Genomic DNA, 16,215 nt, shown 5'->3' on the forward strand with positions numbered 1-16,215 from the left:
GGTCAGCGCTCGCAGACCGCGATCAGGGCCTCGACCTCGTCCGTCACCGCCCGGGCCAGCCGGTCGAGGTCGGGCACGGCCCGCGCGTCGGCGACGAGTCCGTAGTGGACCCGGCCGCGGTAGGTCGAGATCGCGACCGCCAGGGACTGGCCGGGGGCGAGCGGGGCGAAGGGGTAGACCTCGGTCAGCTGCTGCCCGCCGAGGCGCAGGCCGAGGCCGGGCAGCGGCACGCTGGTGACCAGGATGTCGAACCAGAGCCGGGCGGCCTGGCCGACGAACGGGCCGCCGAGCCGGTGCCCCAGCGCGGGCACGTGGTCGGCGAGGAGCGCCACGGCGCCGGCGCCCCGGTTGGGTCCCGCGTCCTTGTTGCGGTCCATCGCGGCACGGACCGTGCCGAGGCGGCGCAACGGATCGGGGTCGCCCACCGGAAGCCGTATCAGGTAGCCGGAGAGCCGGTTGCCCTGTGGGTGGGCGGTACGCGGGCGGCGCTTGGAGACGGGGATGAGGGCGCGCGGCGCGACCCCCTCACTGCCGTCGCCGCGCTCGTCGAGCCAGCGGCGCAGGGCGCCGGCGACGACCGCGATCAGCACGTCGTTGACGGTGCCGCCGGCGGCCTTGCGGATCCGGTGCACGTCGTCGATGTCGAGGACGACGCCCGCGGTGCGGCGCGTGCCGCTGGACGGCGCGGACAGCGCCGGGCAGGAGCGCGCGTCCAGCGTGGACAGGGCGACGGAGGCACCGATGTCCAGGGCGCGGCCGACGTCGGACAGGGCGCCCCGCAGCAGGCCGGGCAGTCTGCGCACGTCGGGCACCGGGCGGCTCGGGGGCTCGGCGGGGCGGGGGTCGCGCCGGGGGCCCAGGTCGATCGGGTCGAGCACGCCGGCGGCGAGCTTGAGCGCCCGCAGGCCGTCGGCCAGGGCGTGGTGGAACTTGAACAGCACGGCGAAGCGGACGCCGTCCGCGCCGGGCAGGACGTGTGCTTCCCAGGGCGGCCGGCCGCGCTCCAGCGGGCACTGCATCAGCCGGCCCGCGACGGTCTGGAAGTCCCCGGTGGGCGCGTGCAGCCGCACGTGGTCCATGGGGTCGAAGCCGGGATCGGGTTCGCGGGCCGCCCCGCCGAAGGCGAGCGGGAGGGCCAGTGGGGAGCTGATCGGCTGCCACACGTCCCGGATGCGCATGCGCAGCCCGGGCACGGCGGCGGCACGGGCGGCGAGCAGGTCGGCGGCGTGCGCGCCGGCCGTGGGCGAGTGCGCGGTGAAGACGCCGAGCGCGCCCAGGTGCATCGGGTGCAGATCGGATTCGATGTTCCAGAACGCCAGGTCTAGGGGGGCGAGCAGATCGGAAGTCAATGGCTTGCCTCGGATCGGCGGTGGGTGGGCGAGCAGTCAACCCCGGTCGGCGATTACGGTCAAGTAAGATCAAACTACGCATAGTTAACGACATATTAAAGTCCCACCCCGCCAAAAGGGGTGGGACTCTTGAGGGGCCTGAGGTCACGTCAGGGCGGGAGGCGCCGCCCCGGGCGATGTGCCCCACTCAGACGGGCGCGGGCCGACCGTGAACGCGAGGGAGCGCAGACCGCGCAGCGCGGGGGTGGTCAGATACGTCCTCCGGTACGGCACCGAGTCGGTCCGGGCGGACTGGATGTAGCGGTCGGCGGCCGAGGTGCCGGGCGCGGTGATGGTCAGCCCGCCGCGCGGCCAGTGGCGCCGGTCGAGGGTGAGGTCGACCCGGTCGAAGACGGGCGTGGACAGGCCCCAGGTGCCGTATCCGGGCTGCACCGGGAAGATGCCGATGGACGACAGCACGTGCCAGGCCGACATGGTGCCGAGGTCGTCGTTGCCGGTCACACCGGTCGGGGTGTCGGTAAACAGGGTCAGCGCCGCGTGCACCACGTCGGTCGTCTGCCACGGCCGGCCGGTGGAGAGATAGGTGTACGGGGCGATGAGGTCGGGCTCGTTCTGCGGGTTGTACTTGTCCGCGTTGTAGTACGCGTACGGATCGCCGTGCACCCACACCTCGCGGGCGGTGCCCGCCGGGTCGGCCAGCAGCCGGTCGTAGGCGAAGAAGGCGTCCAGCCGCTCGTTGGCCGCCCCGGTGCCGCCGATCAGGTCCACCATGCCGGGCAGGTCCTGCGGTACCAGCCACTGGTACTGCCAGGCCGTGCCCTCGTGGAAGCCGACGCTGCGCGCCGGGTCGGCCGGTCCGGTGAAGGCGCCGAGGGCGTCCCGGGCCCGGAAGAAGCCGGTCGAGGCGTCGAAGACGTTGCGGTAGTTGCGGGCGCGGGCCGCGTACCGCGCGGCGTCCGCGGTGTGGCCAAGGCCGCGCGCCATCTGCGCGAGCACGGCGTCCGACAGGGCGTACTCCAGCGTCACCGAGCCGCCCTGGTGGTAGTCCGAGTCGCCGAGCTTGGCCTGCGGGCGGGCCTTGTCGTACGGGGCGAAGCCGCGCGCGATGTACTCGGCGTTGGCCTCGCGGCCCGCCATCGGCACCCCGGCCGGCGGCACGCCGTCGGCGTTGCGCTTCAGCACGCGGTAGGCCCGCTCCTCGTAGCCCTTGAGCAGCCCCTGCTGGTAGGCGTTGGTCAGGAACGGGGTGACCGGGTCGCCGGTCATGATGTTCGTCTCGACCGTGCCGTAACCCCACTTGGGCAGCCAGCCGCCCTCCTCGCCGACCCGGACCACCGAGACGGCCATGTCACGGGCCTCCCGCGGGGCGAGCAGGCCGAGGAGCTGGCACTGGGTGCGGTAGGTGTCCCACAGGGACCAGTTCTGGTAGTAGGTGAAGCCCCGCGCGCGGTGGACCTTCCGGTCCCAGCCCAGGTAGCGGCCGTCGGCGTCGTTGCCGGCGTTGGGGGCCAGGAAGGAGCGGTAGAGCGACGAGTAGAAGGTGCGCCGCTGCTTCTCCGCGCCGCCGCGGACGCGGACCGTGCCCAGCCGGTCCTCCCAGGCCCGCCGGGCCGCGTCGCGCACGGCGTCGAAGGAACGGCCGCCCTCCGCGCGCAGGTTGGCCGCCGCGCCCCGGGCGTCGACGTACGACAGGGCGGTGGTCGCCGTGACGGTGCGCTCCCGGGTCGTGTCGAAGCGCAGGTAGGCGCCCCCGGGCCCGGTCCGCGACCCGGGGGTGAGGGTGGCACCGTCCCAGGTGCCGTACGCGGTGAACGGCCGGTCGAAGCGGGTGATCGTGTACACGGTGTAGGGCAGGGTGTCCCGGCAGAAACCGCGGCCGGTGATCTCGGTGCGCACCGTACGGTCGTCGAGGATCTCCACCCGGCTGGAGACCGCCTTGTGCAGCGCCTGGGCCGCGTTCAGCAGGACGTTGGCCCGGTCGGTGGCGGGGAAGGTGTAGCGCTGCACACCGGTGCGCGCGGTCGCGGTCAGTTCGGCGCCGATCCCGGACGAAAGGCCGACCCGGTAGTAGCCGGGGCTCGCCCGCTCGTCGTCGTGCCGGAACGCGGCGGCGTACCGGGCGTAGTCCGTCTGCGTGACCTCGCCGGTGGTCGGCAGCGCGGGCAGGTCGCCGCCGAGGCGGCAGCCGACGCCCGAGAGGTGGACCAGGGAGAAGCCTCGGATGCGGTCGTGGGAGTAGTCGTAGCCGGTTTTGTGCCCGGTGTCCGGGGACAGTTGCACCATGCCGAAGGGCACGGTGGCGCCGGGGAAGGTGTTGCCCTCGTTCTGGGTTCCGATGAACGGGTTGACCAGGTCGGTGAGGTGGCCGACGGTAGGCTCGGCGGCCCGTGCGGCGGGGGTGGTGAACAGCGCGGACGCCGCCATCACCCCGGCCAGGCACAGCCGCGGTCGCCAGGTCGCTCTCATCTCGGATGACCTCCGGATCTCGAATCGTTGACTGCATCCTGAGGTCCGGGGGGCCGCGAGCCCGGGATCCCGCGGGGACCGTCCGCGGCGCGTCGCCCGCACGGCGGTGCCTGGTGCCGGTGCCGGGGCCGTGGAGGCCGCCGCCACGACCCGGCCCGCCTCCGTTCCCCGGCCACCCGCCCGGGTCCGGAGCCGAGCCGGGGCCGCGCGGATGTCACCTCCCGGTCATCCGGGGGCGGCGGGCGGGGCGGGGCGCGGCGGCCGGGTGAAACAGCAGTCGCCACAGATCCCGCCGCCGGGGACGCGGTAGTAGAGGCAGCAGCTGCGGCGCCGGAAGGCGGCTGCGGTGAAGACGCCGGTGGCGCTCAGCGGCGGGTGCGCGAAGAGTTCCGCGGTGAGCGCGCGGGCCCGGTCCGCGACGTCGCCACGGCCGCTGCCGCGCGCCCAGCGGTCCAGTTCGCGGGCCGCCCCGGCGAGCGCCGCGCCCGCGTTCCCCCACAGCAGTCCCGCCGCGGTCCCGTAGCGGGCGCGCAACGCCTCCCCGAGGGGCCGGAGATGGCCGTGCAGGACGGTGTCCGTCAGCGCGGCGGCGGTCGCCGGCAGGGCGCGCACCTCGGTCAGCCACAGGTCGTCGGGGGCCGCGGCGTCCGGGTCCCAGCGCAGCAGGCGCGGGTCGAGGTCGGGTACGCCGCCGTACAGGGCGGCGCAGCCGAGCGCCACCGACCACAGCCGGGCCGCGAGCCCCTGCTGGGCGATGGACGCGCACACCCGTGGCTCGGGTGCGCGCAGCCGCCGCGCGACGACCCCGACGCGGAAAGCGAGCGGACTGCCGTGCGCGTCCGGCCTCGTGACGTCCTCCGGCTTCCTGACACCGTCCGGAGCCGCGTCGCCGCCCGGCCTCGTGACACCGTCCTGAATCGCGTCGTCGCCCGGCCTCGTGACGCCGCCCGGTTCTGGGGCACCGTCCGGCCTCGTGTCGTCGTAGGCGTCCGCGAGCGTCGGCAGCGGCCGGGACGGTGCCGCGCCTGCGGGTCCGGTCGTGCGCAGGACGAAGAAACCCCCGAGGGGACGGAGCGCGGCGAGGTCGGGATCGAGGTCCACGGACAGGAGTAGTACCAGGCCGCGGACGGCACGCGGAACCCGCGTACACCCCGCGTCGCCCGCCCATGGGATGACCGGGGCAGGACCGTACTCCATCGGCAGTAGGAGGCATTGCCTGCTCAAGTACGACGACGGGAAGCACCGGGACGGGCAGAGTGTTGGACATGGAAGAAGATCGTTCGCCGCGCCGGGCCCCGCGCCTCGGCTTCACGCAGAGGAGCAGTTCATGAATGCCCTCGCGTTGTCCGTGGTGCTGTCGTTCGTCTCCGCCGTCGCCTACGCCGGCGGAGCGATCGTGCAGGAGCAGATCGCGGTGTCCTCCTCCCCCGGCGAGCGGTACGCGCTGCTGCGCCGAGGGAGCTGGTGGGCGGCGATGGCACTGAACGGACTCGGCGGACTGCTGCACGTGGTGGCGCTGGCCTACGGCCCGCTCAGCCTGGTGCAGCCGCTGGGCGCGCTGACCATAGTGTTCGCACTGCCCATGGCGGCGCTGTTCGTCGGCCGCAGGGCCGGGGGCACGGCCTGGCGCGGCGCGGTCATGGCCACGGTGGGCCTCGCGGGCCTGCTGTCCCTGGTCGGCACGTCCGACGGGCGGTCGCTCGACGGCACCGAGCAGGTGGAGGTCGGGCTCGTCACGGGCGGTGCGGTGGTGGCGCTGATGGTCGCGGGCCGGGCGGTGCACCGGCACCGGGCGGTGCGCAGCGTGCTGCTCGCCACCGCGTCCGGCACGGCCTTCGGCATGTCGTCCGTGTTCACCAAGACCGTCGCGGTCGACTGGTCCCACGGGATCGCCCTGGCGGACCTGCCGTCGCTGGCCGTGATCGGCGTGTTCGCCGTCGCCGGTGTGCTGCTGTCGCAGTCCTCGTACCGTGGCGGCGGTCTGGCCGCGCCGCTCGCCACGCTGACCGTGGTGAACCCGGTGCTGGCCGCCGCGGTCGGCATCACGATGTTCGGCGAGACGTTCCGGCACGGCTCCGCGGGCACGGCCCTCGCGCTGGGCTGCGGCGTGCTGACGGCGGGCGGACTGATCCTGCTGACGACCGAACGCATCAGGCCCGCGGAACCGGTCCCCGCCGAGCCGCTGCCCTCGACCGGTACGGGGCCGCTGCCCCTGTCCGCGCTCGCCGGGCCCGTGGCGGCCGGGGAGCCGCTCGTCGCACTGCCGCAACAGCGCGGCGCGACGGACCGCGCGGAACCGGGTACCGGCCGGGCGGCCGAGCTGAGGACGGCGGCGTCGGACCCCGGTCCGGCGGCCGAGCCGAAGACCTTCGTGCCTCCGGACGCAGGGCACGAGGGCGAAGGCGGAGGGGGGACGTCGGCCCCGTACGTGCTCTCCGCCTCCTACGGCCCGTTCCACAGCGGAGTCTGCCTGCCGCTGGCGTTCCCGGACGAGCACTGCGCCAAGGTCAGATCCTGACGCCGCCGGCCCTGAGGTAGGCGAGCGGGTCGACGTCGGTGCCGAAACCGGGGCCCGTGCGCACCTCGAAGTGCAGATGCGGGCCCGTGGAGTTCCCGGTGGACCCCGAGCGGCCGATGCGCTGCCCGGCGGTCACCGGCCGGCCCGCCTTCACGGAGATCGCCGACAGGTGGGCGTACTGGGTGTAGCGGCCGTCGGCGTGCCGGATCACCACCTGGTAGCCGAACGAGCCGCCCCAGCCCGCCGAGACCACGTGCCCGGCCGCGACCGCCTTGACCGGGGTCCCGGTGGGCACCGGGAAGTCGACTCCGGTGTGGTAGCCCTTCGACCAGTGGCTGCCCGAGGCGTGGTACTGCGTGCCCGTGGCGGCGCTCACGGGCGCGACGCGGGAGTGGGCGCCGGACGACGAGGTGTGCGTGCTGCCGGCCGCCTTCCTCGCTCCCGAGGTGTCTTTCTTCGCCTCGGGCTTTGCTTGGGGTTTCGCTTGGGATTTCGCTTCGTGTTCCGCTTCGGGAGAGGTCTTCTTCGCCTGCTGGGCCTTCCTCTCCGTCTGCTCGGCCCGCTCCGCCTTCTGGGTCTTCTCCGTCCCGGCCCGTCTCTTCGCCTCCGGCGCGGCCTTCCTGGTGTCCGGTGCGGTCTTCCGCGCGTCAGCGGGCTTCTTCTCGGCCGGCCCGGTCCCGGTGCGGCTCCCGGCCGCCGGGGCCGCCTCGGCCCGCAGGTCCAGCCGCTGTCCCGGCAGGATCAGATCGGGATCGGCGCCGACCGTGCTCCGGTTGGCGGAGTACAGCCGCTGCCAGCCGCCCCGCACCTGTTGGTCGTAGGCGATGCCGGAGAGGGTGTCGCCCCGCACCACGGTGTACATCCGCGCCCGGCCCGCCCGGGACTGGGGCGTGGTCTGCGGCTGTACCTCGCTCATCGCGCTCTGGACGGGCCGGGTCGCGGCGCTCTCCGTGCGGGTACCGGAGACGTCGCCCCGGGTGAGGCCCGACGGGGGCGAGCAGGCCGGCCAGGCACCGGGTCCCTGTCCGTCGAGCACCTTCTCGGCGACGGCGATCTGCTGCTCCCGGGTGGCCAGATCGGCCCGCGGGGCGTACGCCGTGCCGCCGAAGGCGGCCCAGGTGGACTGCGTGAACTGGAGCCCGCCGTAGGACCCGTTGCCGGTGTTGACGCTCCAGTCGCCGCTCGACTCGCAGGCGGCGACCTTGTTCCAGGTGGCCGCGTCGGCCGCGTGCGCCGTCGGGGCGCCGATCAGCGGGATCGCGATGCCGACACCGCCAGCCGTGGCGGTGAGCGAGGCGCGGTTGATCCTGTTCGGCTGGTACCGGCGATGCCGGCCGCGTACGGCCATTCAGAGCCCCCTCGACATGAGCAGGAGGGGCAAAGGTAAGGGCCGCGAACTGGCCATGACAAGACAGCAATCAGCCGCTCCGCGGGGCAAGTGTCCGGGAATCCGCTCCGGTTGGAATACGGCTGGGACAGCCGGGGCTTGTAGTGCGTGTCCGTCCACGCGGTCGGAACAATCAGGACGTGCGGTCGGCCTACCGGCAAGTCAGGATGGTCAGGGGCAATACTGGCGGCACGACCGGCACCATCGGAGTCCAGGATCTTTTAGGAGCCATCCGTATGAGCACTTCAGCCCAGATCGGCGTCACAGGTCTGGCGGTCATGGGCCGCAACCTCGCCCGCAACTTCGCGCGCAACGGATACACGGTCGCGGTGCACAACAGGACCGCGTCCCGGACCCAGGCGCTGGTGAAGGAGTTCGGCCACGAGGGAGACTTCGTGCCCGCCGAGACCGCCAAGGAGTTCGTGGCGGCGCTGGAGCGGCCACGGCGCCTGGTCATCATGGTGAAGGCCGGCGAGCCGACCGACGCGGTGATCCAGGAGTTCGCCCCGCTCCTGGAACCCGGTGACATGATCATCGACGGCGGCAACGCCCACTTCGCGGACACCCGGCGCCGCGAGCGCGAGCTGCGCGAGCAGGGCATCCACTTCGTGGGCACGGGCATCTCCGGCGGCGAGGAGGGTGCGCTGCACGGCCCGAGCATCATGCCGGGCGGCTCCGAGGAGTCGTACGACTCCCTCGGCCCGATGCTGGAGAAGATCTCCGCGAAGGCCACGGACGGGGCGCCCTGTGTGACCCATGTCGGCCCCGACGGCGCCGGGCACTTCGTGAAGATGGTGCACAACGGCATCGAGTACGCCGACATGCAGCTCATCGGCGAGGCATATCAGCTGCTGCGCGATGTCGCCGGGTACTCCCCCGCCCAGATCGCGGACATCTTCCGCACCTGGAACACGGGCCGGCTCGACTCGTATCTGATCGAGATCACGGCCGAGGTGCTGTCCCATGTGGACGCGGCGACGGGCAAGCCGTTCGTGGACGTGGTGGTGGACCAGGCGGAGCAGAAGGGCACCGGCCGCTGGACCGTCCAGATCGCCCTCGAACTGGGCGTCCCGGTGTCCGGTATCGCCGAGGCCGTGTTCGCCCGCTCGCTGTCGGGCCACGCGGCGCTGCGGGCGGCCTCGCAGGACCTGGCCGGCCCGAAGCCGACCGCGCTCGGCGAGGCGGAGGCGGCGGCCTTCGCCGACCGGGTGGAGCAGGCGCTGTACGCGTCGAAGATCGTGTCGTACACGCAGGGATTCCACGAGATCGCCGCGGGCAGCGAGGAGTACGACTGGGACATCGACCTCGGCGCGATCGCCTCCATCTGGCGGGGTGGCTGCATCATCCGGGCGGCGTTCCTGGACCGTATCCGCGCCGCGTACGACGCCCGGCCGGACCTGCCGAGCCTGCTGTCCGACGAGACGTTCGCGCAGGAGATCGCGGCGGCGCAGGACGACTGGCGCGAGGTGCTGGTCGCCGCGACCCGGCAGGGCGTCGCCGCCCCCGGCTTCTCCGCCGCCCTCGCCTACTACGACGCGCTGCGCGCCGAACGGCTGCCGGCCGCGCTGACCCAGGGGCAGCGGGACTTCTTCGGGGCGCACACCTACCGGCGGGTGGACCGGGACGGTTCGTTCCACACGCTGTGGGGTGGGGATCGGTCTGAGGTCAAGGCGTAAGCGCTCCGCTGGGTGGGGGGCGGCTGAACGGCTCGGGCTGCTTCAGGGGGCGAGCGGGGCGGGTCGTCGTTCCGCTGCGGCAAGAGTGTGGCTGGGCGCGCCGTTCCCCGCGCCCCTTAAGGGGCGCCCGCCCGGCCCGGAGCTGACACGCTCGGTCCGCTTCAGGTGACCAACGGGACAGGTCATCGTTCGACTGCCGCAAGAGTGTGGCCGGGCGCGCCGTTCCTTAAGGGCGCCGCCTACCGGGTCCGGGGCTGAATCGCTGGTCGGGTCAGGGGTGGGCCCGGTTCGGGGGCGGGGGGTGGTTCTGGGCCGGGTGGGATCGGTGAGGGCGAGGGTTCTGGGGGTGGGCCCGGGGGCCGGGGCGGCGGGGGGCCCGGTGGTGGGGGTGGTTCGGGGGCCGGGGGCGGCTCAGGGGGCGGGACCGGGGTCGGGTACGGGTCCGGGGGCCGGGGGCCCGGTCCGGGTGCGGGTTCGGGATGCGGATTGCTCATGACGTCCTCCGGCCGGGCGCTCGACATCGCCTCTGGGCTACTCCCCAGGTACCCGACACCGCCGCCACCACTCACCGAGGAACCCGGACCGACCCGCCCGGACCGCGTGGGCGCCCCGTGCCGACGGCGCCGATGAGGCGGGCGCCGCCGGGCGGGAACCCCCGGGAAGGTCAGAACCGGCCGGGGTGCGCCACCAGCCAGGCGTGCGCGGCGGTCAGCAGCTCGAGGTCGGCCACGGGCGCTTCCTCGGGGTGGCGCGCCGCCCACTTCACGACGTACGGGCACAGCGGGGCCACCTGGACGCCCTCGCGCCCGGCGATGGCGTACAGCTCACGGGCCAGGGAGCCGGCGATGCCCTTGCCCTCGTGCGCCGGTTCCACGATGGTGTGGACGGGGACCAGCGCACGTCCCGGTGCCTCCAGGACGAAGTACTCGATGCGGCCGACGACTTCGGCGCCGGAGACGGCCTCCAGGCGGCCCGCCGCCCGGTCGTCGCGGATCTCGATGTCACTCATGGCTACCCACACCCTCCTGCTTTCGGTCAGCCGAGCGTAGCCCATGGTGATCAGTACGACCGTGGTCCGCGAGCCAGGCGGCGGCAGCCGCGCTCAGCCCGCCGTCAGCTCCGCGTCCTGCCCCTCGAACTGGGTGCGGTACAGCTCGGCGTACCGCCCGTCCGCCGCCAGCAGTTCCTCGTGGGTGCCCCGTTCCACGATGTGCCCGGCCTCGACCACCAGGATCAGGTCCGCCGTCCGGACCGTGGACAGCCGGTGGGCGATCACCACCGCGGTCCGTCCCTCCAGCGCCTCCGCCAGCGCCTCCTGGACGGCCGCCTCGGAGGTGTTGTCCAGGTGGGCGGTGGCCTCGTCCAGGATGACGACGCGCTGCCGGGCCAGCAGCAGCCGGGCGATCGTCATGCGCTGGCGCTCGCCGCCGGAGAGCCGGTAGCCGCGTTCGCCGACCACGGTGTCGAGTCCGTCGGGCAGCTCCCGTACGACCTCGTCGAGGCGGGCCCGGGTCAGCGCCTCCCACAGTTCGGCGTCGTCGGCCGTGGGGCGGGCCAGCAGCAGGTTGGCCCGCACGGTGTCGTGGAAGAGGTGGCCGTCCTGGGTGACCATGCCGAGGGTGGCCCGCAGCGAGCCCGCGCCGATGTCGCGAACGTCGACGCCGCCGATCCTGACGGCGCCCTCGTCGACGTCGTACAGGCGCGGCAGCAGCTGCGCGATGGTCGACTTGCCGGCGCCGGAGGAGCCGACGAGGGCCACGGTCTGCCCGGGTTCGGCGCGGAAGGAGATGCCGTGCAGGACCTCGGCGCCGCCGCGCGTGTCGAGGGTCGCGACCTCCTCCAGGGAGGCGAGGGAGACCTTGTCGGCGGCCGGGTAGCCGAAGCGGACGTCCGCGAACTCCACGGTCACCGGCCCCGCGGGGACCTCCCGCGCGTCCGGCCGCTCGGTCAGGAGCGGCTTCAGGTCCAGCACCTCGAAGACCCGCTCGAAGCTGACCAGCGCGCTCATCACCTCGACCCGGGCACCGGCGAGCGCGGTCAGCGGCGCGTACAGCCGGGTCAGCAGCAGCGCCAGCGACACCACGGCGCCCGGTTCCAGGGTGCCGCGCAGCGCGAAGAAGCCGCCGAGCCCGTAGACCAGGGCGAGGGCCAGGGAGGACACCAGGGTGAGCGCGGTGATGAACGCCGACTGGGCGGTCGCCGATCGGACGCCGATGTCCCGCACCCGGCCGGCGCGGGCCGCGAACTCCGCCGACTCCTCCTCCGGCCGGCCGAACAGCTTCACCAGGGTCGCGCCGGGGGCGGAGAAGCGCTCGGTCATGCGGGTGCCCATCGCCGCGTTGAGCGCCGCCGCCTCGCGCTGCATCCGGGCCATCCGGCTGCCCATCCGGCGGGCCGGGATCACGAACACCGGGAGCAGCACCAGCGCGAGCAGGGTGATCTGCCAGGACAGGGTGAGCATGACGGCGAGGGTGAGCAGCAGTGTGACGACGTTGCTGACCACTCCGGACAGGGTGTTGCTGAACGCCCGCTGCGCCCCGATGACGTCGTTGTTGAGCCGGCTGACGAGCGCTCCGGTACGCGTGCGGGTGAAGAACGCGACCGGCATCCGCTGCACGTGGTCGAACACAGCCGTCCGCAGGTCGAGGATGAGTCCTTCCCCGAGCGTCGCCGAGAGCCGTCTGCCGAGGATACCGAGGGCCGCCTCGGCCACCGCGATCAGGGCGATCAGCAGGGCCAGCCGGACGACCGTGGCCGGGTCTCCGTGCGAGACGATCGCGTCCACGACGCGTCCCGCGAGCACCGGGGTGGCGACGGCGAGGAGTGCCGTCACCACCCCGAGCAGGACGAACCGGGCGATCCGGCGGCGGTGTGGCCGGGCGAAAACGGCGATACGGCGCAGGGTGGCGCGGGCCAGCGGGCGCCGTTCCTGCTGGGCGGTCATCACGCTGTGCAGCTGTGTCCAGGCTGTGGTCTCCATGCTCATGGAAGAGAACCTAGAACCTCAAGCATCCTTGAGGACAACCAGCACCGGACCCCACCGGCCCGAGCCTGCCATGCCCGATCCGAGCTGGGGGCCGCGCGGCCCCCCGTTGCCCCGAACCGCAAGCCCGCGCCGGCCCGAGCCGGCTGGCACCCGACCGCCCCGAGCCGGAGGGCTCCCGCCGGTCCCGAGCCGACTGACACCTGTCTGTCCCCGGTCGGACTGCCGTCCTCCGGTCCCCGGTCGGGCGGCCCCCGCGGACCCGAGGCGAACGGGCGGCTCGCCTCTCCCCCACCCGCTTCCCGCATGTAATCCGCTGTCCCCGATCCGGCTACCCGCCGTTGGGGCGGTGCGGAAAGCCTCTCCGAGTGTGACAGCGGCACAACTCCCCGATCCCCGCCCGCGGCCTCGTCCCCTTCGGCGGCTCCCCGTCCGTCAAGTCCTGTGCCTGGCCCCGCTCGTGCTCGTCGCCGTGGTCGCGGTGCAGCACCGCTCCGTGCTCGTGGAAGGCTTCGGCCAGCTGCGGTCCGCGTCCTGGCCCTGGCTGCTGGCCGCCGGCGGCGCCACCTGCCTGACCTGGGTGGCGGCGGCCGTCACCCGGCAGGGCGCGGTGGTGCAGCCGCTGCCCAAACGGCGGCTGCTGGCCACCCAGTTGGCGGCGTACGCGGCCAATCACCTGCTGCCGACGGGTCTCGGTTCGAGCGCGGTCAACCTGCGCTTCATGACCGTGTGCGGGATCCCGCTGGCCCGTTCGTCGGCCGCGGTCGCGCTGTACCTGCTGGCCGAATCCGTGGGCCGGGTGGGCCTGTTGGCCGCGCTGCTGATCGCCTTCCCGCACGCGCTGCGGCTCGGCGGCCTGCTGCCCGCCGGTGCGACCGGCCCGCTCGGGCTGATCATCGGCGCCCTGCTGGTGGTGGCGGCGGGCGCGCTGGTGTGCGTCCGGCGGCTGCGCACGGCCGTGTGGTCCTTCCTGCGCAGCGCGCTGGGCGAGGCCCGCTCGGTGCACACCCGTCCGTCCCGGGCGCTGGCCCTGTGGGGCGGCTCGCTGGCCTTCCCGGCGCTCCAGGCGGCCGGTCTCGCCGCGGTGGGGCGGGCGCTCGACCTGCCGGTGGCGCCCGCGCACATGGCGCTGGCCTATCTCGCGGCGACGGTGGCGGTGGCGCTGGTGCCCACGCCCGGTGGCCTCGGGTCCGTCGAGGCCGCGCTGATCGTGGCCCTGGTGGCGGCGGGCGGACCGGTCGCGGTCGCCACCGCGGTGGTCCTCGCCTACCGGATCATCACCGTGTGGGTGCCGCTGCTGCCGGGTGCGCTGACGCTGGGCGCGCTGGTGCGGCTGAAGGTGATCTGAGGCAGAGTGGGCCCTCCGAGCCGGCCGGGCGCGGCCCGGCCGGTGCCCGAGGGAGGAGAGCCGCCCGTGCCGGTCCGCCTGGAGCGCGAGGAACACGTCACCACCGTCGTCCTGTCCCGGCCCGGGGCCCGCAACGCGGTGGACGGTCCGACCGCGGCCGAACTCGCCGCCGCCTTCCGCGCGTTCGAGGCCGACGAGCGGGCCCGGGTGGCGGTGCTGTGGGGTGAGGGCGGCACGTTCTGCGCGGGCGCGGACCTGAAGGCGATGGGCACCGAGCGGGCCAACCGGGTGACCGAGGACGGTGACGGCCCGATGGGGCCGACCAGGATGCGGCTGTCCAAGCCGGTGATCGCCGCGGTCGCCGGGCACGCCGTCGCCGGGGGCCTGGAACTCGCCCTGTGGTGCGACCTGCGGGTGGCGGAGGAGGACGCGGTGTTCGGCGTGTACTGCCGCCGCTGGGGCGTGCCGCTCGTCGACGGCGGCACGGTACGGCTTCCCCGGCTGGTCGGCACCGGCCGGGCGCTGGACATGATCCTCACCGGACGGCCGGTCCCCGCCCGGGAGGCGTACGGGATGGGCCTGGCCGACCGGGTGGTCCCCACCGGCCGGGCCCGTGCCGAGGCGGAGGAGCTCGCCGCGGCCATCGCGCGCTTCCCGCAGGCGTGTCTGCGCGCCGACCGGGCGTCGGTCCTGGAGCAGGAGGGGCTGACGGAACCGGAGGCGCTGCGGCGTGAGTTCCGGCACGGGGCGGCCGTGCTGGCGGAGGCGCTGGACGGGGCGGCGCGGTTCGCCGGCGGCGCCGGCCGGCACGGTTCCTTCACCGACCCGTGAGCCACGCGTCCCCGGGCACGGGGCCGCCGTACCCAGGAGATCCGGTACCGGCGGCACCTCGCGCGGAACACCCGCCCGAGGCCCGCACGGTTCGCCCGCGGTGCGAACTCCTGTACGGATACGGCAGGATGAACGGCGCGGCCGGCCCTTCGCACCGTACGGCCGGCGCGCTCGCACATCCCGGAAACGAGCAGGTGAACAACGTGACGAGACTTCACATCCGGCCGCCCCAGGCGCGGACGACCGCGCGGCGCCCCGCCGGAGGTGACCGGTGAACCGCGCACTCGCCGCGCACGACCTGATCATCGCCGGCATCGCCGTGGCGGCGGGCGTACTGGCCGCGTTCCTGTCCCGGACGCTGCTGCGCTGGCTGGCGGGGCACGCCAAGCGAACCCGCTGGAGCGGCGACGACGTCGTCGTGGACGCGCTGCGCACGGTGGTGCCGTGGGCGGCGATCGCGGCCGGTGGGGCCGCCGCGGCGGCCGTGCTGCCGCTGACCCCGGCCGTGCGGCACCACACCCAGCAGGCGCTGGAGGTGCTGCTCATCCTCGTGGTGAGCGGGGCCACGGCCCGGGTGGTCGCCGGTCTGGTGCGGACGGTCACGCAGTCCCGCTCCGGAGTGGCCGGATCGGCCACGATCTTCGTGAACATTACCCGCGTACTGGTCCTCGCCATCGGTTTCCTGGTGACGCTCCAGACGCTGGGCATCTCGATCGCGCCGCTGCTGACCGCCCTGGGCGTGGGCGGGCTGGCGGTGGCCCTCGCGCTCCAGGACACCCTGGCCAACCTCTTCGCGGGCATCCACATCCTCGCCTCCAAGACGGTCCAGCCCGGTGACTACATCCGGCTCAGCAGCGGGGAGGAGGGCTACGTCGTCGACATCAACTGGCGCCAGACGACGGTCCGGCAGCTCTCCAACAACCTGGTGGTCATCCCCAACGGCCAGCTGGCGAAGACGAACATGACCAACTTCACGCGTCCCGAGCAGGAGTTGACGATCCTGGTGCAGGTGGGCGTCGCCTACGACAGCGACCTGGACCAGGTCGAGCGGGTGACGGGCGAGGTGGTCGCGGAGGTGATGACGGAGATCACCGGCGCGGTCCCCGAGCACGAGCCCGCGATCCGCTTCCACACCTTCGGCGATTCCCGGATCGGGTTCACGGTCATCCTGGGCGTGGGTGAGTTCAGCGATCAGTACCGGATCAAGCACGAGTTCATCAAGCGCCTGCACCGGCGCTACCGCGAGGAGGGCATCCGCATCCCGGCCCCGGCACGGACGGTCGCGCTCCAGCAGGGCGCCGTGGTGCTCCCCCAGCAGCGCGAGGGCGAGAACGAACCGGACGACATGGGCTCCCCCCGTCTTCTCTGACGTCCTCGGACACCGCGGCGCCAAAGGAGACGAGGGAAGGGGGACGGGACGAGGGACGCTACCGTGCGTGGAAGGCCGACGCCGCTGCGTATCGGGAGAGTCTCGACATGGCACGCGCGGGTATCGCGGGGGCCACCACGGCGGCCTTGCTGCCCCGGCGGGCCCCCGCCGGGGCAGACAGACACAGGTCAGGGAAGCGGAGCGGCGGCGCGGGAGAGCCGAGCCGCCGTGCGGGGTGGCGGAATCACCGCACTCGTGGGGCGTGCGGTGCTGCCGAGTCGTCGGCCA

The 16,215-nt window shown here is 73.8% G+C and carries 11 protein-coding genes; 5 read left to right on the forward strand and 6 right to left on the reverse strand.

All coding sequences use genetic code 11. The annotated features are described in order from the left end of the window. Positions 1-2 precede the first annotated feature (2 nt). From ACFY2B_RS14515 to ACFY2B_RS14525, 3 genes are all read right to left on the reverse strand, one after another. Positions 3-1,349, reverse strand: coding sequence for a wax ester/triacylglycerol synthase family O-acyltransferase (locus tag ACFY2B_RS14515; protein ID WP_390763453.1), 1,347 nt, complete (start codon positions 1,347-1,349; stop codon positions 3-5). A gap of 144 nt (positions 1,350-1,493) precedes the next feature. After that, a complete protein-coding gene (locus ACFY2B_RS14520; RefSeq protein ID WP_390763454.1) occupies positions 1,494-3,815 on the reverse strand; it encodes a GH92 family glycosyl hydrolase in 2,322 nt (773 codons plus the stop codon). Positions 3,816-4,040: 225 nt separating this feature from the next. Further along, positions 4,041-4,916 carry a (2Fe-2S)-binding protein gene (locus tag ACFY2B_RS14525; protein WP_390763455.1) on the reverse strand — a complete coding sequence of 292 codons (876 nt, stop codon included), beginning with the start codon at positions 4,914-4,916 and terminating at the stop codon, positions 4,041-4,043. Positions 4,917-5,142: 226 nt separating this feature from the next. On the opposite strand from ACFY2B_RS14525, the gene ACFY2B_RS14530 reads away from it, so the two are divergent. Then, entirely contained in the window at positions 5,143-6,333 is a 1,191-nt protein-coding gene (locus tag ACFY2B_RS14530) for a DMT family transporter (protein WP_390763456.1), read from the forward strand. Here ACFY2B_RS14530 and ACFY2B_RS14535 read toward each other — a convergent pair. Continuing rightward, positions 6,323-7,681, reverse strand: a complete 1,359-nt coding sequence (locus tag ACFY2B_RS14535) for a transglycosylase family protein (RefSeq protein WP_390763457.1) — start codon at positions 7,679-7,681, stop codon at positions 6,323-6,325. The genes ACFY2B_RS14530 and ACFY2B_RS14535 overlap by 11 nt on opposite strands. Before the next feature lie 275 nt (positions 7,682-7,956). Between ACFY2B_RS14535 and gndA the strand changes: the two genes are divergently transcribed. Beyond that, entirely contained in the window at positions 7,957-9,396 is a 1,440-nt protein-coding gene (gndA, locus tag ACFY2B_RS14540; RefSeq protein ID WP_390763458.1) for an NADP-dependent phosphogluconate dehydrogenase, read from the forward strand. 664 nt (positions 9,397-10,060) lie between these two features. Here gndA and ACFY2B_RS14545 read toward each other — a convergent pair. Together ACFY2B_RS14545 and ACFY2B_RS14550 are read right to left on the reverse strand one after the other, a co-directional pair. Then, positions 10,061-10,405: a GNAT family N-acetyltransferase gene (locus ACFY2B_RS14545; RefSeq protein WP_390763459.1), complete on the reverse strand. Its 345-nt coding sequence runs from the start codon at positions 10,403-10,405 to the stop codon at positions 10,061-10,063. Positions 10,406-10,498: 93 nt separating this feature from the next. After that, positions 10,499-12,376, reverse strand: coding sequence for an ABC transporter ATP-binding protein (locus ACFY2B_RS14550; protein WP_390763558.1), 1,878 nt, complete (start codon positions 12,374-12,376; stop codon positions 10,499-10,501). Positions 12,377-12,749: 373 nt separating this feature from the next. Here ACFY2B_RS14550 and ACFY2B_RS14555 point away from each other — a divergent pair, with 373 nt between their 5' ends. From ACFY2B_RS14555 to ACFY2B_RS14565, 3 genes are all read left to right on the forward strand, one after another. Further along, positions 12,750-13,727 carry a YbhN family protein gene (locus tag ACFY2B_RS14555; protein WP_390763460.1) on the forward strand — a complete coding sequence of 326 codons (978 nt, stop codon included), beginning with the start codon at positions 12,750-12,752 and terminating at the stop codon, positions 13,725-13,727. 66 nt (positions 13,728-13,793) lie between these two features. Continuing rightward, entirely contained in the window at positions 13,794-14,558 is a 765-nt protein-coding gene (locus tag ACFY2B_RS14560; RefSeq protein WP_390763461.1) for a crotonase/enoyl-CoA hydratase family protein, read from the forward strand. Positions 14,559-14,829: 271 nt separating this feature from the next. Continuing rightward, positions 14,830-15,927, forward strand: coding sequence for a mechanosensitive ion channel family protein (locus tag ACFY2B_RS14565; protein WP_390763462.1), 1,098 nt, complete (start codon positions 14,830-14,832; stop codon positions 15,925-15,927). Positions 15,928-16,215: the final 288 nt, after the last annotated feature.

Source organism: Streptomyces sp. NPDC001270 (assembly GCF_042896695.1).
Classification (GTDB): Bacteria; Actinomycetota; Actinomycetes; order Streptomycetales; family Streptomycetaceae; genus Streptomyces.

Bases quoted from the DNA above. Each gene is read 5' to 3' on its own strand.
- ACFY2B_RS14535 (WP_390763457.1), bottom strand. From the start codon at position 7,681: ATGGCCGTACGCGGCCGGCATCGCCGGTACCAGCCGAACAGGATCAAC.
- ACFY2B_RS14545 (WP_390763459.1), bottom strand. From the start codon at position 10,405: ATGAGTGACATCGAGATCCGCGACGACCGGGCGGCGGGCCGCCTGGAG.
- gndA (WP_390763458.1), top strand. From the start codon at position 7,957: ATGAGCACTTCAGCCCAGATCGGCGTCACAGGTCTGGCGGTCATGGGC.
- ACFY2B_RS14530 (WP_390763456.1), top strand. From the start codon at position 5,143: ATGAATGCCCTCGCGTTGTCCGTGGTGCTGTCGTTCGTCTCCGCCGTC.
- ACFY2B_RS14550 (WP_390763558.1), bottom strand. From the start codon at position 12,376: ATGGAGACCACAGCCTGGACACAGCTGCACAGCGTGATGACCGCCCAG.
- ACFY2B_RS14520 (WP_390763454.1), bottom strand. From the start codon at position 3,815: ATGAGAGCGACCTGGCGACCGCGGCTGTGCCTGGCCGGGGTGATGGCG.